Origin of the sequence: Flavobacterium sp. (genome assembly GCF_052437795.1) — a bacterium.
Classification (GTDB): Bacteria; Bacteroidota; Bacteroidia; order Flavobacteriales; family Flavobacteriaceae; genus Flavobacterium.
Genome location: NZ_JBQVPA010000001.1, coordinates 990346 through 1010518 on the forward strand (window position 1 = coordinate 990346; position 20173 = coordinate 1010518).

Genomic DNA, 20173 nt, shown 5'->3' on the forward strand with positions numbered 1-20173 from the left:
AACAACTCCGGTTTGTGGTTGCTCCCAAAAATCAATTTTAAATGATTCTACTTTCATATTTTTAAATATTCAAATGTAGACTTTAAACTAATATTACAGAATATTTCTGTTTACAATCTTCGTACATTTGTCATTGAAAATTACTCCAATGATCGAGATAGGAAAATACAATACGCTTAAAATAGCGCGCGATACCAAAGTAGGACTATACCTTACTGATGGCCAGGAAGACATACTGCTGCCCAACAAATATGTACCAAAAGAGTTTGAAGTAGGGGAAGACCTGATCGTATTCATATACCTTGACCACGAGGAGCGTAAAGTAGCTACCACGCTGGAGCCCTACATATTGCTAAATGAATTTGCGCTGCTTCGTGTGAACTATGTGAACAAGTTCGGTGCTTTCCTCGACTGGGGTTTGGAGAAAGACTTGTTTGTTCCTTTCCGTGAGCAGGCAAGGCCAATGGAAAAAGGTAAGCGTTATCTTGTGTTCATGTATATAGACCATGAAACGCAAAGGCTTGCCGCGACCAGTAAGATCAACCAGTTCCTGGATAACAGCGAGCTAACCGTTGCCGAGGGTGACGAGGTAAGCCTGATCGTATCGCACATAACAGAAATTGGCATCAACGTCATAATCAATGAGCTTCACAAAGGGCTGATGTACAAGGGCGAAGTATACGAAGACCTGCGTACCGGAGACCGGATAACGGGATACATCAAAACGATACGGCCTGACAACAAGATCGATGTGACACTTCAGAAACCGGGCCATGAAAGTATTGAGCCTAATGCTGAAAAGGTACTCGACGAACTTCGTGCCAGCCGCGGCTTTCTCCGCCTGAACGACGACAGCCATCCGGAGGATATTAAGACTGTTATGAAAATGAGCAAGAAAAGCTTTAAAAAAGCGATCGGCACACTATATAAGCAAAAACTTATCGAGATAAGGGAAGACGGTATTTATTTGGTAAAAGAATAGTTTACAGTTGCAGTTCTCAGTGTTTGCTGAGCAACCCAAAATCCTGAACTCCAAACCCGGAATTGAATATGTCACTACATAATTTCCAGAACTGGTCGGACAGCCTTAACGAACAGGATGAAAAACATCCGGTGCTCTTCATTGGCCATGGTTCTCCCATGAACGGGATCGAGGATAACGAATTCTCGCGATCGTGGCGGGAAATGGGACAGCAGATCTCGCGTCCAAAGGCAGTACTGGTAATTTCGGCGCATTGGCTGACGCGGGGTACGTTCGTTACCGCAATGGAGCAGCCTAAAACGATCCACGATTTCGGCGGATTCCCGCAGGCATTGTTTGATGTGCAATATCCCGCTAAGGGCAACCCGGAACTAGCTAAGGAAACTGCGAAGCTGATAACCTCGACCAATGTTGGCCTTGACCACGATTGGGGCCTTGACCATGGTACCTGGACAGTGGTACGACACATGTACCCCGATGCCGACATACCGGTGTTGCAACTCAGCATCGACTATGACCGGCCTGCCGAATACCATTATAATTTAGCTAAGGAGATAGCGGCGTTACGTAAAAAGGGTGTATTGATCATCGGCAGCGGCAATATGGTCCACAACCTGCGGATGGTCGACTGGCGCAGGCTTAGTGAACCTGATCATGGTTTCGACTGGGCTGTGGAAATGAATACTATCTTTAAAGAGAAAATTGGCAACGGCGACCACAAGGCACTGATCAATTACCAAAAGCTGAATAAGGCGGCAACATTAGCGATACCTACTCCTGATCATTATTATCCGTTGCTGTATACTTTGGGCCTGCAGGATAACAAGGACGAAATAAGCTTTTTTAACGACCGTCTTGTAGGGGGTTCACTGAATATGACGTCTGTAAAAATAGGGTAGCTATTTAACCTGTAACACATACCCCTGGTACCATTTGCCAAGAGAAAAGATCTTCTCAGCGGCTGCTATGATGAATATCGGCAACAATAAAAGATCGGAATAGCCTTCGGAATATAAGATATAACTGGATAGCAATGCCACCCTTGCATATTCGAGATAATAGATCCACTTGCGCTGTTCGAGCAAGGCTCCGCAATTGATGAGGGTGATCAGTACGAATGATACGATAAAGAGCTTCTCCAAAGCGTTTTCAGAATCAAAATAATACGTCAGCCATGTGAGCATCAGTACGCTCAAACCGATCTGGAAAGAAAGATAGCCTTTGAATTTGAGTTCCTTCAACTTTAATTTCCGGTCCTGCAGGAAGCGTTTTTCAAGCTCCGGCCGGATATCCTGGTCCATGGTGGCAGGGCTGCCGAAAAACGCATTCCACTTACCTCTAAAAGAAGCAGCTCTTTTAAACGATTCCCAGATCTCAAAATAATAATGAAAATGCTGCCAAAGGAAACTGTGGCTTTTAAGCGGGTGGGTGAGGCCATATTTGGGCTGTTCCTCCTCAGCCTGAAAGGTGCCGAACAACTTGTCCCAAAACACGAACATATCGCCGTAATTCCTGTCGAGGTATTTTTCGTCAGAGGCATGGTGTACACCGTGGAGCGATGGTGTGATGAAGATGTATTCCAGCCATTTGATCCGGCCTACTACCTGTGTATGCGTAAAAAATGAATAAGCACCGTGCACCAACAGCATGGTAATGACCATAGTAGGGTGGAAGCCCAAAAGTGGCAGCAGGCACCAAAAACCGGTGCGTATAACCGCCTGTATGGTAGTGATCCTTGCAGAGGCCGTAAGGTTGAACTCCTCGCTATGGTGGTGTACAATGTGTGCTGCCCAAAAGATGTTCACCTCGTGCCCAAGGCGATGGTACCAATACCAAACAAGGTCGGTTGCCAGTATGAGCGCGATCCATACCATCCAGTTCGCAGGTATGCTGAATAGGGCATAATTATCATACACCCAATAATATGCACTGTAAAATGCACCTGCCACGAACAGGTTAATCAGCCTTTCGGCAATGCCTATGCTGATGTTGGATACGGAACTTTCATATTTAAACAGGTGTTCCTTCTTCTTTTGTTTTGCGACAGCATATTCCAGATAGAGGAATATAAAAAAGGCTGGCATCGCGAACGCGAGATAATTCAGATCTTCCATACAAAATTTTTGTACGGTAAAAATACAATACTCTATTAATTTAGTAGAGTATTAAAAGTTAAAATTGTCAATAGAATGTGGTTGATAAGATCAAAGACATGATGGACTAATGTAAATTGATGATCATTAAATAAAAAAGGCGGAATGTCATTGTCTTCCGCCTTAATATCACATTTAATACTTTTTACTTCCTGCTATAGGTAAGGTAACCGCCATCAACGGCAATATCTGCACCGCTAATGAAGCTTGCCGCGTCCGAGGCCAGGAAGAGCACTGTGTTCGCAATTTCGTCGGCAGTACCAAGGCGGTTGAATGCTGTGGATGCTGCCAGGTTTGACTTGGCATCGTTATCGGCTACAGAATCCAGTCCCGGTGTCTGAATAGGGCCGGGGCTTACGATGTTCACACGTATCTTTCTTCCCGCCAGCTCATTCGCAGCGATCTCAGCGATCTTATTAATAGCTCCTTTTGTAGCCGAATAAACGCTGGTCCCGATCCCTGCGGATGTTGCAACTACCGAAGACGTGAATAGCACCGATGAGCCATCTGCCAAATGCGGCAATAGCTTTTGAAGCGTAAAGAAATGGCCTTTTACATTGGTATTGAATTGTGCATCAAAATCAGCTTCGGTCACCTGTTCAATAGGGCCGAAAGTGGCAATAGCGGCATTCAGGTAAAGCACGTCGAGTTTGTTGCCGCTTTCTATTACATATCTCTCAAGCACCGCCACCCCTTCCATATTTGAAGTATCAGATACCAGCGTTTTTAGGTTGGGGCTGTTGATCTCTTCTGATGCTTTTTGAAGGTTGGTAGCGCTTCTTCCCGTGATCAGAACATTTGCACCTGCGTTTATGAATGCTTTTGCGGTGGCAAGACCAATACCGGTACTGCCACCAGTTATAACTACATTTTTGTTTGCTAAACTCATTTTAAAGGTTTTTAATTTATGTTGCAAAGTTAATGTAGTGTTATTTATTATTGTAACTTTGTAACTAAAAGTAACAGTAACTTTAGAGTAACAAGGTAACTTATGACAGAAAGCGTGTGCCACAAGAAAGAGATCATAGCTATTCATGATACGATGGATGTACTGGGCGGCAAATGGAAAATATCAGTTATATCGACTATGTGTTATTACAACCAAAGGCGGTTTACAGACATCCTGAACGACCTGAACGGTATTTCCAATAAGCAGTTGAGCAAGGAGCTGAAAGAGCTTGAGCAGAATAAACTCATTAAGCGAACGGTTTTGGATACCCAGCCCATTTCGGTCCAGTACAACCTGACAGAGTATGGCTTGTCGCTAAGAAGCCTTATTAATGACCTTGCCGACTGGGGTGTTAAGCACCGCCAGGTTATCATAGGAAATAAGTAAAGCCGTAAGGGTTTTAATTTATATCATTTTGAATTATTAATCAGTGAGAGATCTATGAAAAAAATAGGATTTTTATCATTTGGACATTGGGCAGATCATCCTTCCTACCAGGCACGTGCCGCTTCTGATACGTTGCTCCAGTCTATTGATCTGGCTGTAGCTGCCGAAGAGATCGGTATCGACGGCGCTTACTTTAGGGTGCATCACTTCGCACGCCAGCTGGCATCACCTTTTCCGCTGCTTTCGGCCATTGGTGCCAAAACAAAGCAGATAGAGATCGGTACGGGCGTTATCGATATGCGGTATGAGAATCCGCTGTATATGGTAGAGGATGCCGGTGCGGCCGACCTGATATCAGGAGGACGCTTGCAACTTGGTATCAGCCGCGGATCGCCGGAGCAGGTGATCGAAGGTTGGCGCTATTTTGGTTACGAACCTGAGCAGGGAGAAAACGATGCTGATATGGGCCGTAAAAAAGCGCTGGAATTTTTGGAACGATTGAAAGGTGAAGGTTTTGCGCAGCCCAACCCGAACCCCATGTTCCCCAATCCGCCGGGGCTATTGCGTCTCGAACCGCATTCTGAAGGCCTGAGGGAACGGATATGGTGGGGTGCGGCATCGAACGCTACAGCAGTAAGGGCAGCAGAGAACGGCATGCACCTGCAAAGCTCGACACTTAAGTTTGACGAAAGTGGTAAACCATTCCATATCCAGCAGGCGGAACAGATACGCTTGTACAAAGATGCCTGGAAAAAAGCCGGGCATAAGCGTGAAGCAAGGGTTTCTGTAAGCCGTTCGATATTTGCTTTGGTCAATGACCAGGACAGGTATTATTTCGGACAGCAGGGAAAAGCAGCTGACAGCTTTGGGTACATCGAAAGTGACAAGAGGGCCATATTCGGTAAAAGCTATGCAGCCGAACCGGATAAACTAATAAAGGAACTTGAAGAAGACGAAGCTATTAAGGAAGCAGATACATTGCTGTTGACTATCCCGAATACTTTGGGCGTGGACTACAATGTGCATGTACTTTCGGTAATTATGGAACATGTTGCCCCTGCATTGGGCTGGCGTTAAGCACACTTGTAACTAAAAAAGCGAACCGCCTGGGAAAATTTTTCCAGGCGGTTCTTTTTTGTTTTATTCAGGCGAGTCGTCCTTGTCCTCCTTTATCGGGTATTTGCCGAATAAAGGCGAAAGCTTCCATGTTTTATAAGGCTTATAGGAGAATTTGTTGGACAGCGCGATCATGGTTACCGTATCTTTTTTCAGGGTAACATAGGACGATGTGTTGCCATGCCACCAACCGTTGTGGTAAAATACTTTTTCTCCTGTCTCCCATTCGTGCAGGCGTATGCCAAGGCCGTAATTCTTCACGCCTTTATGCTCATAGCTGTAACCCTGGAACACCTGTTTTTTAAGCTTTGGGTCTATGAATTTATCAGAATAGCTGGCAAGGTCGAATTTCAGCAGGTCGCGCGGGGTGGAGTAGATGTTCTTGTCGCCATATACATCGTCAAGGAAATCAAAACCATATAATACACCGTTGCCTTTGTAAGAGAGGCTTACTTTATCTTTATCTTTTTCATAGTCAAAAACAAAAGTGTTCTTCATGTCCAGCGGATCGAAGATCATTTTTTTCATGGCATCCCTGTAGTTCATTTCGGTTACCTTTTCGATGATAAGGGCCAGGATGGCATAGTTGGTATTGCAATAGCCAAATTTTTTATCCGGCTTGAAATACAGGTTAAATTTATGCTCTGCCAACAGGTCGAGTATGTCCTGGTTGTGGAGCATGCTGCGATCCCATATGGCGCGGTCATCACTGAAGTATGCGTAATTCGGTAACCCGCTGCGGTGGTTGAGCAGCATTTTTACCGTGATCTCTTCATATGGGAATTCGGGGAGCAGGGTGTTCACTTTCTGGTCGAGATCTAGTTGCTTCCCGTCAACCAGCTTCAGTACAAGGGCAGCTGTAAGCACCTTGCTTACCGAAGCGATATGTATGGGGGTATCGGCAGTGATCTCTGTTTTCTCCTTACGGTTGGAAAAGCCTCCGTAATTCTCGTAAAGTATCTTACCGTTCTTTGCAATAAGAAAACCGCCGCTCAGGTCGTCCTTGGGCCAGTTCTTGTTGTAAAACCGCTCGATATCGTTGCCTTTCTGCTTGATGTACTTATCACTCAGCTTGTTAAAGTCAACGTGAAAAGGCGAAAGGTTTTCTGTATCAGTATTTTCTGCAATGTGCTTGTCTTCCTTTTTGCATGAAAGCACAAGCAGCAATAGTATATATAGTGAAGGTCGTAAAAATCTCATTCTGTAAAAAGCGTAAACCGCAAATATAGGGAAACCAACCTTTTTGAAGAGCCTTTTAAAAGAAGGTTAACAGTTAAAGATCGCATTTTTTACCGGTGTAAAAGTTAATCTTTTGAATGCAAAGTGGTTAAAGTCAGCATTTCGTTTTAAATCCTGAAGCTGCCTTCTAATTTTTATTGGCGAATGCAAAAAATGCCTTATTTTTACGGGAAATAACTCTTTCTGATGAACAAGATAAACTGGAAAACCGTAAAGGAATTTGAAGATATAACCTATAAAAAATGCAATGGCGTAGCGCGGATTGCCTTCAACAGGCCCGATGTGCGCAATGCCTTTCGCCCGAAGACCACAGCTGAGCTTTTTGAGGCCTTCATCGATGCGCGTGAGGATACCTCGATAGGTGTCGTATTGCTTTCTGCCGAAGGGCCATCCTCTAAAGATGGTGTATATTCTTTCTGTAGTGGCGGCGACCAGAAAGCACGCGGGCAGCAGGGCTATGTAGGCGACGATGGCATGCACAGGTTAAACATCCTTGAGGTACAGAGGCTTATACGTTTCATGCCTAAAGTAGTTATTGCCGTGGTTCCCGGCTGGGCTGTTGGCGGAGGGCACAGCCTGCATGTAATATGCGATCTTACCCTTGCCAGTAAAGAACATGCGATCTTCAAACAGACCGATGCCGATGTGACCAGCTTTGACGGAGGTTACGGCTCCGCTTATCTTGCCAAGATGGTCGGGCAGAAGAGGGCTCGCGAGATATTCTTCCTGGGGCGAAATTACTCGGCGCAGGATGCTTACGAAATGGGAATGGTAAATGCCGTTATCCCACATGCCGAACTGGAAGACACTGCCTACGAATGGGCGCAGGAAATACTGGCAAAATCACCCACATCCATCAAGATGCTCAAATTCGCCTTTAACCTTACCGACGACGGCATGGTGGGCCAGCAGGTATTTGCCGGCGAAGCTACCCGCCTTACCTACATGACCGAAGAAGCAAAAGAAGGCCGCGATGCTTTCCTTGAAAAAAGGAAGCCTAACTTTAAAGATATCAAGTGGATACCTTAAACGGTTTTATGGTTTATTGTTACTGGTTGCATACGTCGCCGAACTATAAACAATAAACTCAAAACAATAAACATTTAAATGGAAGATTATACAAACGAAACCATAGATACCGCTTCGTTACCACGCTTTGAGGACGTGGAGCTTACGCCTTTACAGCCCTCATATATCAATGTTATACGCTTGAATATCGGCATTACTTTTGGCATCATTGCTATTGTATGCGGCGCAGGTTTCTATTTTATTGAGGAATTGCAGCCTTACTGGCTGCCGGTAGCCATTAACTATACAGCCATATTATTGCTCACGATATTCATTGCTACCGTACGTTTCAGGAACAGCGGCTTTGCGTTCAGGAAGCACGATGTCATTTACCGCAACGGGGCAATTGCCATCACCACCACTATAATCCCTTACAACCGTGTGCAGCACGTAGCTATTGAGGAAGGCTGGCTTTCGCGGAAGCTGGGCCTTGCCGAGGTCGACATTTTTACGGCAGGCGGCCAGAAAAGCGACATCCAGATCCCTGGAATAGATAAAGACCAGGCCGAACGCATCAAGCAACTGCTGATGGGCAAGATCCTAAAAGAGGAAACTGATGAATAATGATTTCAGCCAACCTCAAAGGCAGTCGCTTGTTGGTGTAGTGGTAATGTTCGGCAATACCCTGCAAAAGATGGTGCGTGCGCTTTGGCCAATACTCATCGTATGGATCTTTAGATTCCAGGACCTTAATAAGCTGCATTTGTTGATAGGTGTTGGTGTTTTTTTCATAATTATCGGCATTTTCGCCTACCTCAGGTATCTGAACTTCACTTTCTACCTTGATGAGGAAAATGAAGAGTTCATTGTAAAAGATGGTATCATCAATAAAAGCAGGCTGGCCATTCCGTTAGATAAGATACAGCAGGTAAACATCAACCAGTCACTCATACAAAGGATAATTGGAGTGCATGCACTGGAAGTTGATACCGCAGGATCAGGCAAGCAGGAAGTCTCTATCAAGGCTATACCCCATGAACTTGCCCTCGCACTAAAATCACGCCTCCATACCGGCGGGCGCAGAGTTGCTGCTACTGATGAAGACTCCCAATTAGATGAAGGGATAGGGAAGAAACAGGCATTCATCGAGATAAGCCTGCTAAGCCTTTTAAAAACAGGCATCACTTCAAATTACGCGCGTACATTCGCACTGCTTTTGGCATTTGTCATTACCACATCGCAGCACATTGACGAGTTTTTAGAATTCTCAGGGTACAATTTTTCGGTCGATGAATACATCACCGCCGAAATGGTGCTTAAATTCCTGACATTCATAATTGTTGGCGTGATGGTGCTGATACTGGTGATCAACCTTGCCCGTACCATCATTAAATTCTTTGGCTACCGCATTACGAAACAGGATGGTTCGTTGTTACTTTCCTACGGGCTCATCAATACCAAAAGCACCATACTGAAGCCTGAAAAGGTACAGATAGTCAGGGTCACACGTAATTTTTTTCAAAAGAAGCTCAACATACGCGACCTGCACATCCGCCAGGCCAGTAACATGGAGGGAAGCGCCAAGGATCAGAAAAAAACAGCAATAGAAATACCGGGTTGCGATGAGCGGGAAAAAGACATCCTGCTGCAATTCATCTTTGGCAGGATACCGGATCGGGGTGTGATGCTAAAGCCCAACTTCAGGAAAATGATCTTCCCAACTTTCTTTTGGCTGGTCATTCCGCTAAGCGTTTACTTTTGGTCGGCCTACATGTACGAACCTGAGTTGTATAATATCATCCTGTTGGTCCCGGTTTATGTCTTATTCGTTATGGGGGTCATTTATTTTGGCTTCCGGAACAGCAGGCTTTTTGTGAATAATGATTTCATCATAAAACAGGGGGGTGCATGGGATATTGATAATGATTTTCTGGAGCCACACAAGATACACACCGTTTCGCTCACCCAGTATTTTTGGCAAAAGGGGTCGGATGTAGGAATAGTTTCGCTTCACACAGCCGGGGGCACGATCACTTTTGGCTTAGCTAATTATACCCGCCTGAAGCAGCTGGCCAATTACTGGCTTTATCAGGTGGAGACAACGGAGAAGCATTGGATGTAGTTTATATCGTTAGATATTGGATCGCAAGATCTTAGACATTACGGACAAATTACCAAATCCACGAATAACTAAATTAACGAATAAAATAAATGTCAAATATAAAAGCATGGCTGCAAGCAGCACGGTTACGTACACTGCCGCTATCAGTTTCAGGGATATTGGTGGGGAGTTTTTATGCTTACGCCCAGCCGGATATTATTTTTAAAGGGGCAATACTTGGCTTTGCACTCCTGACAACCCTTGGGCTGCAGGTGCTCTCCAATTTTGCCAATGATTATGGCGACGGTGTAAAAGGTACTGATAACGAGAACCGGATAGGGCCCCAACGTGCCATACAGAGCGGAGCCATTACTGTAAACGCGATGAAAAAAGGCATCATCACCACGTCGGTACTCACACTGGCCTCTGCAATAACACTCATCTACGTTTCGTTCGGGCAGGAGAATTTTGCCTACTCGTTATTCTTTTTCTTTTTAGGCTTGGCTTCGATCGCTGCCGCGATAAAATATACAGTGGGCAATTCAGCGTACGGATACCGGGGATTAGGCGACGTGTTCGTTTTCATTTTCTTTGGGTTGGTAAGTGTGATCGGGTGTTACTTTTTGTTCGCTAAAGAAGTCGACAGCTTAGTGGTCCTCCCGGCCATTTCGATAGGTTTACTGAGCGTTGCGGTGCTCAACCTTAACAATATGCGCGACCAGGTATCTGATTCGATGTCGGGCAAAAATACGCTGGTAGTACAAATGGGCGCAAAAAACGCCAAGGTGTACCATTTTACGGTCATTATCACAGCATTGAGCCTTACGCTTGCATTTGCTATCCTCAATAACTTCAGTCCGGTACAGTATTTATTCTTACTTTCGTATGTGCCTTTCGTGTTGCATTTGAAGACCGTGGCAAAAAATACCGTGCCCCGCGACCTCGACCCGGAATTGAAAAAAGTAGCACTGGGGACTTTTTTCCTGTCAGTACTACTTTGTGCAGTATTCCAGTTTTAAAAGAAGTTGATTTGTTGATGCGTTGATTTGGTTATTTGCCAGAGACGTTACCAACGACCAACAAATAACCAATTAACCAAATCAATAAATAACCGAATCAACTTATAAACAGATAAACACATAAACTAAAAATGAAAATCACCTATTACGGTCACGCAAGCCTCGGTATCGAGGTAGCGGGAAAGAACATTATCGTAGATCCTTATATTTCAGCCAACGAACTGGCTGCCCACATCGACATCCTGCAGCTTAAGGCTGACTATATCCTGATAACCCACGCACATGGAGACCACATTCTGGATGTAGAGGCTATCGCGAACAATACAGGCGCGACCATTGTTTCCAACGCGGAGATCGCCGGATATTACCAAAACAAAGGATTCAATACGCACCCGATGAACCACGGCGGCAGCTGGCAGTTCGACTTCGGGAAAGTAAAATATGTAAATGCGGTTCATTCAAGTTCCTTCCCCGATGGAACTTATGGTGGCAACCAGGGTGGCTTCGTGGTCGAAAGTGAGCACAAGAATATTTACATTGCGGGCGATACAGCGCTTACTTATGACATGAAGTTGATACCCCTGCGTACCAAGCTCGACCTTGCGATATTACCGATCGGCTCCAACTTTACTATGGATGTAGAGGATGCTATCATTGCATCTGATTTCGTGGAGTGCGACAAGGTGCTTGGCTATCATTATGACACTTTTGGCTACATCAAGATCAACCATGAGGAAGCCATCAAAAAATTCTTTGATAAAGGCAAAGATCTGATGCTGTTGGAAATAGGAGATTCTATAGAATTATAAATTTGATATTACGAATTACCCAACTTAAAGTTTTGAAGACATTGCAGGTTGCGGTAAATCCAAGATCTGTGTAATTCGTGGCGTTATATTTATCTGCATCATCCGCGTTCCAAGCTCAAATGAAATCATCTTATAAAAAACACATCCTCAAATTCAAACGCCCAAGCGGTACATCCCGGGGTGTGATGAACGAAAAGGAGACCTGGTTCATAATAATTGAAAAAGACGGCAAGCGCGGGATAGGCGAGTGCGGGCTGCTGCGTGGGCTGAGCATTGACGACCGCCCGGACTATGAGGAAAAAATCCATTGGGCGTGTGAGAACATCCATTTGGGTGAAGAGGTCCTTTGGAAGGAATTGATCGAATTTCCGTCGATACAATTCGGTGTCGAAGCGGCATTCCGCTCTCTTGGATCGGAGACACCTTACCTGTTATTCCCTTCTGCTTTTACGAAAGGGGAGGAGGATATCGCTATAAATGGGCTGGTCTGGATGGGCGGGGAAGCTTATATGAAGCAGCAGATCGATGATAAGCTGGCCAATGGTTTTAACTGCATAAAGCTTAAGATAGGGGCAATTGATTTTGAAAAAGAACTGGGGCTTTTGCGGTTTATCCGTTCCAGTTTTTCCGCAAAAGAGATAGAGATCAGGGTCGATGCCAATGGTGCTTTTACCGAAAACGAAGCTTTAGATAAGTTGAGGCAATTGTCAGCATTTCAATTACATAGTATTGAGCAGCCTATCAGGCAGCATCAGATCGAAGCGATGACCAGGCTATGCAAAGATACCCCATTGCCCATTGCCCTGGATGAAGAGTTGATCGGGGTGTTTTCTTTTACTGAAAAGGAAGCGCTACTGCAAAAGATACAGCCACAGTACATCATATTAAAGCCAAGTTTGGTAGGCGGCTTTCATGGTACACAGGAATGGATCGATCTTGCCGAACGATACAATATCGGCTGGTGGGTCACATCGGCGCTGGAAAGTAATATTGGCCTCAATGCGATCGCGCAATGGACATTCCTTCAAAACAGCCCCATGCCACAGGGACTGGGGACAGGTGCTTTGTATACCAATAATTTTGATTCACCGTTGGTGGTAAAAAACGGAAAGCTTTGCTATGATACGAAATTAGAATGGATAGTGTCCTTGTGACATCAACCCGGGAGGGTTACTCAAACAACCAGATGAAAGCATTCGGGAACTCCTTTGCCCACAGTGCCTCATTGTGCTTGCCTCCGGGAATTACCTTTTTATACAGGTGCTTCTTGTTCTTTATTTTCCCTGAGATGATGCTGAACATCCTGTCAAGGTCGGGTACCATGTTCTCGTCCTCATTATCTCCTGCCATGAAGTAGACTTTCGCATCGATCTTTTCTGATCGTTCCGCATAGGCATAGATGTCTTTCGAAAACCAAAAAGAAGGGGAGAAGACGATAGCTTTTCCGTATACTTCAGGGTATTTTAGCACAGCATACAGTGACACCAGACCGCCCAATGAGCTCCCGCCGATGGCCGTGTCCTTTTTATCGGGTTTGGTGCGGTAATTCTCATCGATATAAGGTTTCAATGTCCCGGCAATGAATTCAAGGTAAATGTCTGCATCGCCACCGCCGTATTTTTCATTGGGAAAGGGTGTAAGTTCGTTCAGCCGCCTGTCGCCGCCATGCGCAATTCCTACCACGATCACAGGTGCTTTCAGGCTGTCAAGAGTTTCTTCAATGTGCCATTCACCTGCAAATGATGCCGCCTTATCAAACAGGTTTTGCGCGTCATGCATATAGATGACAGGATATTTTTTTTTCGTATCGCTTTGGTATACCTTCGGCAGGTATACCCAAATTTTCTTTTCCACATCCAGCTGCGGAGAATACAATGAGAATTCCGATACATTGGCCGATGCGGTGCTTTGTGCCTTCATCCCGAAAGAGATGAACAATGCGATGAAAAAAATATATGGTTTCATATTTTCGTTTGCTTTTTTAGGGTCAATGGAATATATTAGCTAAAAATAGTAATTCAATGAACACGTACGAAGAAAAATTAAGCTTATTGTCTGAAATGATCGCATTCGCCAAGATCGACGGACAGGTACACGAAAGAGAACTGGCGTTCCTCTCCATCGTAGCCTCACAGCTTAAGGTCGACAAGCCTGTTTTTGAAAGCCTTTTTGAACATCCTGCAGATAAAGTCGTGCTCAAGACCGAACACCAGCGCATACTGCAATTTTACCGCCTGGCACTCCTGATGCATGCCGATGGTGTGCTTCACAACAATGAGCAGGTAGCCATCCGTGAACTGGGCATCAACATGGGCCTGAGCCCTTTTGCCATGAAAAGCGTGCTTACCGAAATGCAACGTTCCCCAACGGGATTAATAGACCCGGATATGCTTTTGGCACTATTCAGGGCACAGCAAAACTAAACGAACAATACCTTATGAAGAAAATTTACTTGTTGCTTACATTTGTTTGTACACTATCATGTTATTCCCAAAGTTTGGAAACGGCCAAAGAAAACGTAACTGAAGTTACCGCCGCGTCCCTAAAAAATATCGCTGCAAAGTCTTCAAAAAAGTATACGCTGTTCTACACATTCGGAATTTGGTGCGAACCGTGCCGCCTGCATTTGCCTACAGCCATTACCCTGGCTAAAGACCACGACCTGGATCTTTATGTTATTGTTGTCGATGCGCAAACCAGCGATAAGGCCCAAAAGGCTTTTGAGTACTTAAAGCAACAAAGTAAGGATATTAAGATCGCCGTGCTGAGCGATGCGGCCTATGGCGAGAAAACCAAAAAGAGGAACACAAAATTCGTTGCTGAGATAACACCATCCCGGTTTGAAAACATTGATGATTTTTCCAAATACATCCTCCTAAACCAAAAAGGTGAGGTGATGATGGTAACGAATTATAAGGATAATGAAGGCAACGACTGGAAAGACGATTCTAAAATGGTAAAGCAGCGCATCGTGCCGTTACTGAAATAGTCATTATCCTATCAGCCACAAGTAGGCTTCCTTAAATTCTTTTCGCCAAAGTTTTTCGTTGTGATGGCCACCGTGCACAATCTTTTTATATACCTTGCTCCTGTGTGTCACCTTGCTTAGCAGCAACAGCACCATACGTTCCAGATCAGGTATCATGGCACTGCTTTCGTGGTCTCCTGCCATAAGGTAAATACGTCCATCGATACTATCGACGGTATTCATCAGATCATAAATTTCCTCACTGAACCAGAACGATGGCGAGAACACCCCGGCATTGCCAAATACCTCGGGGAATTTCAGCAATGCATAAAAGGAAATTAGCCCCCCAACAGAACTCCCGAATATTGTAGTGTGTTCTTTATCAGTAAGTGTATCGTATTTTTTGTCAACATAAGGTTTAAGTGTGTTGATAATAAAATCAAGGTAATCGTCGGCATGGCCGCCCCCATATTTTTCGTTGGGATAGGGTGTCATTTCGTCGATTCGATGAGTGCTCCCGCCATGCTCAATTCCGATAATTATGGCTTCCGAATGCAGATCGTTCAGCTTTTCTTCGAGGTGCCATTCCCGCTTGGGCGATTCGCCGTGGTCAAACACCCGTTGCCCATCGTGCATATAAATAACGGGATAGCGCCTGTCACCGCCATAAGCGTAGGGCAAGTATACCCAAATATTTTTAGTACGGCCCAGCTGCGGAGCTTCAATGGTAAATTCGGCTACTGTGCCTTTTTCAGTATTCTTCATCACGAGCAAAAAGCGGTTTTAAAGTCTTGTGTTGTGGCCGCTTTTAATGCGCGGTAAGGTGTGGATATTTGCGAGAAGCTGCAGTTTTTGCACTTTTCAGTAGCCCCGTTCTTAATGTATCGTATGACCAGGTCGTCCTTTACGTAATAGCGCTGCTCGAGATTCATGTCGCAGCCTTCGCACGCAGGGCCGCCTTCAACGAAGTCATAGAAAAAGAAAAGCTTGCCATCTTTATAATAAAATTCCGATCTCTGGTAATGGTCGCCCACCGTACCGTAATCCACTATGGCCTTTACTACATTTTTTCCCTCGTAGTAATAATCGATCTTCATTAACTCATCGCATTGATAGGTGTATGACTTTTTGGTAAGCTTAGCGGCGTTGATGCGGGTAAATTCCCCTTTGATAGAAGATATTGGATCAGATGTGCTTACGCTATCGTTCACAGGCAGGGCTTGTTCTTCCGGCCGCGTGTCTACGGTAGGAACAGAGTCGGTTGATGTTGATGTAACGCTTTCCTTTTCCTGGCTTTCTTTGCAGGAAAATAAGCAAAATAATGCACATATTAAGGCTGATCGCACTAATGATAAGGATCTCATAGAAATAGGTTTATTTTATGAAATTACTTCAAACCAATCGCAATGCAGTCGTTTTTACCGAAACTTTAACCTTAGGACAGTATGTCATTTTCTGTCTTTTTCAGCAACCCTTCTCCAAACCGTTTCGTAATTACGCCGAACGGATAGTAATGTTCACTTATCCATTTGCCATTCCTGTATATGAATTCCAGCCGTGAAAACTCCACGCTGTCACTAATGATCAGGTTGTCGCCTTCGGCCGGTGCATAGTCAAAGTCAAAACAATTATGCGAATTGAGTTCACTCTCCACAAATTCATGTGTAAGGCCGTTCGATAATATCCCAACGGGCATCATGTACCTGCCCATTTCGTTGCCGTCCGATTCCCCCAGATATTTATGAAGTGTCCAGATGTATTCTTTTTTAACAGGCACAAAGTCCCTTTTTTTAACTTTCTTCTTTGTTATTACAGGCTTAGGAACTTCGCATTTACAGAGTATGAAGCCTTTCTCAAGATCGCACATTTTTACAAAATTTATTTTTCTTTCACATACGTAACAACTTCATCTTTCAGGTCGCCCCATCCGGTCCAGTACTCTTTAAGCTTCAACGTTTTTCCGTCATAGCTAAGTATTTCAAAGATCATTACGCGTGGCGGCAGTTTTGGGTCGGTGCGCTCTTTTTCGACAGTGAAAAATTTCTTGTCATCGATCCATTTTATCCGGAGTTCCCAGGGCGAGCAGCCTATCTCATTGATAAATGTCGCCGAAGTCTCGCTGTTGAATTTCAGTCCCGCACAGCTTGCCCCTTCCATAATGAACATCCCCAAAGGTTTCTGTGCTTTTTTGGTTTGCGCGTTTCCTGCCAGCCCTCCCAGCATGCAGGCAATGAGTAAAATATACAGTTTCATGGTAACTTAGTTGATAACACTAATTTACGGAATTTTAATTTGCAGGAGCGAAAGGGATGGGTTTTCCGGCAGTTTTCATTCCTGCTTTCCGGTATATTCCCGCAGAAAAAGCGGGAATGCCGCTGCTATCAGGGCTAAGGTGAGAGGGAGTGTATTTATTTGCAGAGATAGATTTTTATCTGATTTTCAAAAATATCTATGTAACAGCTACGAAGCCAGGTACCTTCCTTTATGTAGAAGAGCGCAGCGTTATGACCATTCTTTGTTATTTTTACATCATTTGTGATCACTATAGGCCAATTGTTCAATTTTTGTATTTTCTTTAAATAGGCTTTTTCAGTCACTGCTATATAGCTTTCATTCGCAAATGTATCGAAAACAATATGATACAACTTTAGTTTATACACGAAGCTCAAAACAATAGTTTTATCTGCGTCAGCACTTAATAGTTTCATCCCGCTCCTGGAATCACGTGTGTTATGAAATACCGAGTCATTTGCTTTTGTTACAAGTTGCGTTGGGTCATCAATTTCATATATATTATAAAAACCGCTTAAATGAGGTAGTGAAGCGGTAAGATAATACTTTGAATTTAATTTATTTATAATGACAGGGCAGGTAGCGCTTGCAACTGTGACAGTATTATTTTTTTTATTTTTAAAGTATACTTCACCACCAAACTCTCCATGACATTCAGTAGTCACTGTATAATTTTCATCTTCATAAAAATAAGGACTATAATGTTCAAGCTTGTGAAATCCAAGTTCATTCGGAGAGTCATTGGTTTGAAAGGTTTCTACTTTAAAAATATCTACCTGGGCAGAAAGCAATGTAGTGTAGCATAATAGCAAAAGCAGGTAATATTTCATATTAATGATTTTTATAGCAATGCCAAAATAACTCAAAATATTTGATCTCTAAAACAAAAAACGGGAGCCTCTAAGCCCCCGTTCCCTTATTTTTTTAAGTACGTATCAAAATACTCCGCTATCTTCTGGTTCAGGTGGATCCTGTCCTTTCCGCGAACGTTATGCTCGTGCGTAGGGTAGAGGAAGTAATCTACCTGTTTGCCTGCCGCAATGCACGCTTGTATGAATTCCATACTGTGCTGCTGTACGACCACAGGGTCCTGTGCGCCATGAATTACCAACAGGTAGCCTTTCAGCTTGTTGGCTTTGGCTGTTGTCATAGTGCTCATGTAACCTTCAGGATTTTCCTGCGGGGTGTCCATGTAGCGCTCGCCGTACATGATCTCATAGTATTTCCAGTCCACTACAGGGCCACCGGCAACGCCAACTTTAAATGTATCTCCATGGTCCAGCATCAGCGAAGTTGCCATGAACCCGCCAAAGCTCCAGCCATACACACCTATCCTGTCGGAATCCACGAACGGTTTGCCTTTCAGGAACTCCACGCCCTTCATCTGGTCGGCCATCTCGTTAACTCCCAGGTTGCGGTGCACTACGTGCTCAAAATCGCGCCCGCGGGCATCGCTGCCACGATTGTCCAGCGTGAATACCACATAGCCCTGCTGCGCCATGTAGTAGTCGAACAGGCCTGTGCCGCCCAGCCAGTCGTTGGTCACTAATTGTGCGTGCGGGCCACCGTACACATATACCATTACAGGGTATTTTTTTGAAGCGTCGAAGTTTACAGGGTAAATGATCCTGCCATTCAGTGGGGTTTTGCCATCGGCAGCGGTTACCGTTACCAGTTCCATTTTAGGCAGTACGGTTTTCCCGGTGTAAGGGTTTTCTGCTTTAAGCAATGAAGTCGATTTGTTATTTTTCAGGTTGATGATGTTCACATCATTTGGAGTGGTAGTATTGCTGAAGCTGTCGAAAGCCAAAGTCCCATCCGTGCTTACGATCGCGGTGTGCGTGCCCGATGCCATAGTTACCTGCGTAGTTTTGCCCGACTTCAGGTCCACTTTATACAGCTGCCTGTCCAGTCCTTTATTTGCCGTGCCAATATAAAAAACCGTTTTGCCGTCAGCAGTGAGATCCAACAGCTGTTGTATGACCACATCTTTGTAGCCAAGCTTTTTCAGCTGTTTGCCATTGGTATCATAAAGGTACAATTGCTCATAACCGTCCTTCTCGCTGCGGTACAGGAACTGGTTGTTATTGCCGGGAACGAACGTCAGGTCGTGCAACGGCTCTACATACGTTTTGGCTTTTTCCTCGAATAATGTCTTTACAAGATCACCCGTAGCGGCATTGTACTGGTTAAGCTTCAGGTGGTCCTGGCCACGGTTAAGGAGCCCAACGTAAACAAATTTACTGTCCGGTGACCAGGTCACCGTTGTGAGGTACTGCTCTTTAGGTTCGCCTGTCTTAAGCATTACGTTGTTCTTAGATGCAGTGTCATAAACTACAAGTGTTACCTCTTCGCTCTTTTCGCCTGCCATTGGGTATTTTATATCCTTATTCTCGGCAATACGCGTGTCCCATTGTGTGAGTGGGTAGTTGGCCACCATGGTCTCATCCTTGCGATAGTACAACAGCTTTTTGCTGTCCGGGCTCCACCACATCCCTTTATTGATTCCGAATTCCTGGCGGTGCGTGTAGTCGCTGCCATTCACTATGCCTTTATCCTGGTCGGTGGTAACTTTCGCTCCACCTTGTCCTGAAATAATAATATTGTTATCCATCAGCCAGGCTATGGCAGTGCCATCCGGCGAAAGCGCCTGGTTTTTACCATCCGGCGAAAGATCAACGCCGCTTTTTACGGTTTTCGATATTACGTCGAAAAGAACGACGTACATTTTGTTCTTGCCTGCTATTTCAAGCTGAAGTGTGTTGGCATCCTTCCATTGGTAGTTGTATGGAAATATCTGCAGGGCAAAAGTATCGCTGCCAAATTTGTTTTTCATTGCTGAAGCAACTTCTTCTTTAGTTACCAATGCGGCTTCTGCCCAATTACCGGCCTCGGTGCGCTGCATCAGCTTTTGGTAACTGTCGTCAAGATAGGTAATAGCCTTCATGTTCTTTCGCCAAAGTGGCGATACAAGACTTTTGGGTGCAAACTCCTGGTAGCTGCCATAGGTGGCCTGCTGTATGGTCAGGTTTTGCTGTGCGGTTGCTGCCATTCCCGCGAGGAGGAAGGCGCAGACTAATTTTCTCATAGGATATGTTTGTTGTTCTTCGGGCGAATTTAAGCATTGTAAACCCGTTCCCGAAACTTTAT

At 44.7% G+C, this 20173-nt stretch carries 22 protein-coding genes; 12 read left to right on the forward strand and 10 right to left on the reverse strand.

The features are described from left to right. Positions 1 to 148 precede the first annotated feature (148 nt). Together ACT6R0_RS04850 and ygiD are read left to right on the forward strand one after the other, a co-directional pair. Positions 149 to 982 (forward strand): CvfB family protein, encoded by an 834-nt coding sequence (locus tag ACT6R0_RS04850; RefSeq protein WP_444651808.1) that lies wholly within the window; start codon positions 149 to 151, stop codon positions 980 to 982. Between the two features lie 68 nt (positions 983 to 1050). Beyond that, a complete protein-coding gene (ygiD, locus tag ACT6R0_RS04855) occupies positions 1051 to 1881 on the forward strand; it encodes a 4,5-DOPA dioxygenase extradiol (RefSeq protein WP_444651809.1) in 831 nt (276 codons plus the stop codon). Here ygiD and ACT6R0_RS04860 read toward each other — a convergent pair whose 3' ends face one another. Together ACT6R0_RS04860 and ACT6R0_RS04865 are read right to left on the reverse strand one after the other, a co-directional pair. Next, positions 1882 to 3096: a sterol desaturase family protein gene (locus ACT6R0_RS04860; protein ID WP_444651811.1), complete on the reverse strand. Its 1215-nt coding sequence runs from the start codon at positions 3094 to 3096 to the stop codon at positions 1882 to 1884. It lies immediately after the preceding gene. 184 nt (positions 3097 to 3280) lie between these two features. Beyond that, a complete protein-coding gene (locus ACT6R0_RS04865) occupies positions 3281 to 4024 on the reverse strand; it encodes an SDR family oxidoreductase (protein ID WP_444651813.1) in 744 nt (247 codons plus the stop codon). A 102-nt stretch (positions 4025 to 4126) separates the two neighbouring features. Here ACT6R0_RS04865 and ACT6R0_RS04870 point away from each other — a divergent pair, with 102 nt between their 5' ends. Both ACT6R0_RS04870 and ACT6R0_RS04875 read left to right on the forward strand, forming a co-directional pair. Next, complete coding sequence (locus tag ACT6R0_RS04870) at positions 4127 to 4471, forward strand: winged helix-turn-helix transcriptional regulator (protein WP_444651815.1); 345 nt, start codon at positions 4127 to 4129, stop codon at positions 4469 to 4471. Positions 4472 to 4525: 54 nt separating this feature from the next. Continuing rightward, on the forward strand, positions 4526 to 5548 hold the full coding sequence (locus tag ACT6R0_RS04875) for an LLM class flavin-dependent oxidoreductase (RefSeq protein ID WP_444651816.1): 1023 nt from the start codon (positions 4526 to 4528) through the stop codon (positions 5546 to 5548). Positions 5549 to 5611: 63 nt separating this feature from the next. On the opposite strand, the gene ACT6R0_RS04880 is transcribed toward ACT6R0_RS04875, so the two are convergent. Beyond that, on the reverse strand, positions 5612 to 6787 hold the full coding sequence (locus tag ACT6R0_RS04880; protein ID WP_444651818.1) for a serine hydrolase domain-containing protein: 1176 nt from the start codon (positions 6785 to 6787) through the stop codon (positions 5612 to 5614). A 225-nt stretch (positions 6788 to 7012) separates the two neighbouring features. On the opposite strand from ACT6R0_RS04880, the gene ACT6R0_RS04885 reads away from it, so the two are divergent. The 6 genes from ACT6R0_RS04885 (at position 7013) to ACT6R0_RS04910 (ending at position 12917) form a co-directional block, all read left to right on the forward strand. After that, on the forward strand, positions 7013 to 7855 hold the full coding sequence (locus tag ACT6R0_RS04885; RefSeq protein WP_444651820.1) for a 1,4-dihydroxy-2-naphthoyl-CoA synthase: 843 nt from the start codon (positions 7013 to 7015) through the stop codon (positions 7853 to 7855). Positions 7856 to 7933: 78 nt separating this feature from the next. Beyond that, positions 7934 to 8458, forward strand: coding sequence for a PH domain-containing protein (locus tag ACT6R0_RS04890; protein WP_444651822.1), 525 nt, complete (start codon positions 7934 to 7936; stop codon positions 8456 to 8458). Next, positions 8451 to 9956 carry a PH domain-containing protein gene (locus ACT6R0_RS04895; RefSeq protein ID WP_444651824.1) on the forward strand — a complete coding sequence of 502 codons (1506 nt, stop codon included), beginning with the start codon at positions 8451 to 8453 and terminating at the stop codon, positions 9954 to 9956. Before ACT6R0_RS04890 ends, ACT6R0_RS04895 begins: the two co-directional genes overlap by 8 nt. 89 nt (positions 9957 to 10045) lie before the next feature. Continuing rightward, positions 10046 to 10954: a 1,4-dihydroxy-2-naphthoate octaprenyltransferase gene (menA, locus tag ACT6R0_RS04900; protein WP_444651826.1), complete on the forward strand. Its 909-nt coding sequence runs from the start codon at positions 10046 to 10048 to the stop codon at positions 10952 to 10954. Positions 10955 to 11085: 131 nt separating this feature from the next. Continuing rightward, complete coding sequence (locus ACT6R0_RS04905; RefSeq protein ID WP_444651828.1) at positions 11086 to 11763, forward strand: metal-dependent hydrolase; 678 nt, start codon at positions 11086 to 11088, stop codon at positions 11761 to 11763. Positions 11764 to 11882: 119 nt separating this feature from the next. Further along, positions 11883 to 12917: an o-succinylbenzoate synthase gene (locus tag ACT6R0_RS04910; protein WP_444651829.1), complete on the forward strand. Its 1035-nt coding sequence runs from the start codon at positions 11883 to 11885 to the stop codon at positions 12915 to 12917. Positions 12918 to 12933: 16 nt separating this feature from the next. Here the strand turns inward: ACT6R0_RS04910 and ACT6R0_RS04915 are convergent, their stop codons facing one another. Then, on the reverse strand, positions 12934 to 13728 hold the full coding sequence (locus ACT6R0_RS04915; RefSeq protein ID WP_444651831.1) for an alpha/beta hydrolase: 795 nt from the start codon (positions 13726 to 13728) through the stop codon (positions 12934 to 12936). Between the two features lie 56 nt (positions 13729 to 13784). Between ACT6R0_RS04915 and ACT6R0_RS04920 the strand changes: the two genes are divergently transcribed. Further along, a complete protein-coding gene (locus tag ACT6R0_RS04920) occupies positions 13785 to 14186 on the forward strand; it encodes an excinuclease ABC subunit B (RefSeq protein WP_444651833.1) in 402 nt (133 codons plus the stop codon). A 14-nt stretch (positions 14187 to 14200) separates the two neighbouring features. Further along, the gene (locus ACT6R0_RS04925) at positions 14201 to 14752 is read left to right on the forward strand and encodes a redoxin family protein (RefSeq protein ID WP_444651835.1); all 552 of its coding nucleotides are present in this window, start codon (positions 14201 to 14203) and stop codon (positions 14750 to 14752) included. Between the two features lie 3 nt (positions 14753 to 14755). Here ACT6R0_RS04925 and ACT6R0_RS04930 read toward each other — a convergent pair whose 3' ends face one another. The 6 genes from ACT6R0_RS04930 to ACT6R0_RS04955 all read right to left on the reverse strand — a co-directional run bounded on the left by ACT6R0_RS04930 (position 14756) and on the right by ACT6R0_RS04955 (position 20111). Continuing rightward, on the reverse strand, positions 14756 to 15496 hold the full coding sequence (locus ACT6R0_RS04930; protein WP_444651837.1) for an alpha/beta hydrolase: 741 nt from the start codon (positions 15494 to 15496) through the stop codon (positions 14756 to 14758). Further along, positions 15496 to 16095, reverse strand: a complete 600-nt coding sequence (locus tag ACT6R0_RS04935; RefSeq protein ID WP_444651839.1) for a hypothetical protein — start codon at positions 16093 to 16095, stop codon at positions 15496 to 15498. The genes ACT6R0_RS04930 and ACT6R0_RS04935 overlap by 1 nt, the downstream gene beginning before the upstream one ends. Positions 16096 to 16166: 71 nt before the next feature. Further along, positions 16167 to 16598: a hypothetical protein gene (locus tag ACT6R0_RS04940; RefSeq protein ID WP_444651841.1), complete on the reverse strand. Its 432-nt coding sequence runs from the start codon at positions 16596 to 16598 to the stop codon at positions 16167 to 16169. 11 nt (positions 16599 to 16609) lie between these two features. Next, positions 16610 to 16984: a hypothetical protein gene (locus ACT6R0_RS04945; protein WP_444651842.1), complete on the reverse strand. Its 375-nt coding sequence runs from the start codon at positions 16982 to 16984 to the stop codon at positions 16610 to 16612. 155 nt (positions 16985 to 17139) lie between these two features. Further along, positions 17140 to 17853 (reverse strand): hypothetical protein, encoded by a 714-nt coding sequence (locus ACT6R0_RS04950; RefSeq protein ID WP_444651844.1) that lies wholly within the window; start codon positions 17851 to 17853, stop codon positions 17140 to 17142. 86 nt (positions 17854 to 17939) lie between these two features. After that, entirely contained in the window at positions 17940 to 20111 is a 2172-nt protein-coding gene (locus tag ACT6R0_RS04955) for a DPP IV N-terminal domain-containing protein (RefSeq protein WP_444651846.1), read from the reverse strand. Positions 20112 to 20173: the final 62 nt, after the last annotated feature.

Bases quoted from the DNA above. Each gene is read 5' to 3' on its own strand.
- ACT6R0_RS04850 (WP_444651808.1), top strand. From the start codon at position 149: ATGATCGAGATAGGAAAATACAATACGCTTAAAATAGCGCGCGATACC.
- ygiD (WP_444651809.1), top strand. From the start codon at position 1,051: ATGTCACTACATAATTTCCAGAACTGGTCGGACAGCCTTAACGAACAG.
- ACT6R0_RS04860 (WP_444651811.1), bottom strand. From the start codon at position 3,096: ATGGAAGATCTGAATTATCTCGCGTTCGCGATGCCAGCCTTTTTTATA.
- ACT6R0_RS04865 (WP_444651813.1), bottom strand. From the start codon at position 4,024: ATGAGTTTAGCAAACAAAAATGTAGTTATAACTGGTGGCAGTACCGGT.
- ACT6R0_RS04870 (WP_444651815.1), top strand. From the start codon at position 4,127: ATGACAGAAAGCGTGTGCCACAAGAAAGAGATCATAGCTATTCATGAT.
- ACT6R0_RS04875 (WP_444651816.1), top strand. From the start codon at position 4,526: ATGAAAAAAATAGGATTTTTATCATTTGGACATTGGGCAGATCATCCT.
- ACT6R0_RS04880 (WP_444651818.1), bottom strand. From the start codon at position 6,787: ATGAGATTTTTACGACCTTCACTATATATACTATTGCTGCTTGTGCTT.
- ACT6R0_RS04885 (WP_444651820.1), top strand. From the start codon at position 7,013: ATGAACAAGATAAACTGGAAAACCGTAAAGGAATTTGAAGATATAACC.
- ACT6R0_RS04890 (WP_444651822.1), top strand. From the start codon at position 7,934: ATGGAAGATTATACAAACGAAACCATAGATACCGCTTCGTTACCACGC.
- ACT6R0_RS04895 (WP_444651824.1), top strand. From the start codon at position 8,451: ATGAATAATGATTTCAGCCAACCTCAAAGGCAGTCGCTTGTTGGTGTA.
- menA (WP_444651826.1), top strand. From the start codon at position 10,046: ATGTCAAATATAAAAGCATGGCTGCAAGCAGCACGGTTACGTACACTG.
- ACT6R0_RS04905 (WP_444651828.1), top strand. From the start codon at position 11,086: ATGAAAATCACCTATTACGGTCACGCAAGCCTCGGTATCGAGGTAGCG.
- ACT6R0_RS04910 (WP_444651829.1), top strand. From the start codon at position 11,883: ATGAAATCATCTTATAAAAAACACATCCTCAAATTCAAACGCCCAAGC.
- ACT6R0_RS04915 (WP_444651831.1), bottom strand. From the start codon at position 13,728: ATGAAACCATATATTTTTTTCATCGCATTGTTCATCTCTTTCGGGATG.
- ACT6R0_RS04920 (WP_444651833.1), top strand. From the start codon at position 13,785: ATGAACACGTACGAAGAAAAATTAAGCTTATTGTCTGAAATGATCGCA.
- ACT6R0_RS04925 (WP_444651835.1), top strand. From the start codon at position 14,201: ATGAAGAAAATTTACTTGTTGCTTACATTTGTTTGTACACTATCATGT.
- ACT6R0_RS04930 (WP_444651837.1), bottom strand. From the start codon at position 15,496: ATGAAGAATACTGAAAAAGGCACAGTAGCCGAATTTACCATTGAAGCT.
- ACT6R0_RS04935 (WP_444651839.1), bottom strand. From the start codon at position 16,095: ATGAGATCCTTATCATTAGTGCGATCAGCCTTAATATGTGCATTATTT.
- ACT6R0_RS04940 (WP_444651841.1), bottom strand. From the start codon at position 16,598: ATGTGCGATCTTGAGAAAGGCTTCATACTCTGTAAATGCGAAGTTCCT.
- ACT6R0_RS04945 (WP_444651842.1), bottom strand. From the start codon at position 16,984: ATGAAACTGTATATTTTACTCATTGCCTGCATGCTGGGAGGGCTGGCA.
- ACT6R0_RS04950 (WP_444651844.1), bottom strand. From the start codon at position 17,853: ATGAAATATTACCTGCTTTTGCTATTATGCTACACTACATTGCTTTCT.
- ACT6R0_RS04955 (WP_444651846.1), bottom strand. From the start codon at position 20,111: ATGAGAAAATTAGTCTGCGCCTTCCTCCTCGCGGGAATGGCAGCAACC.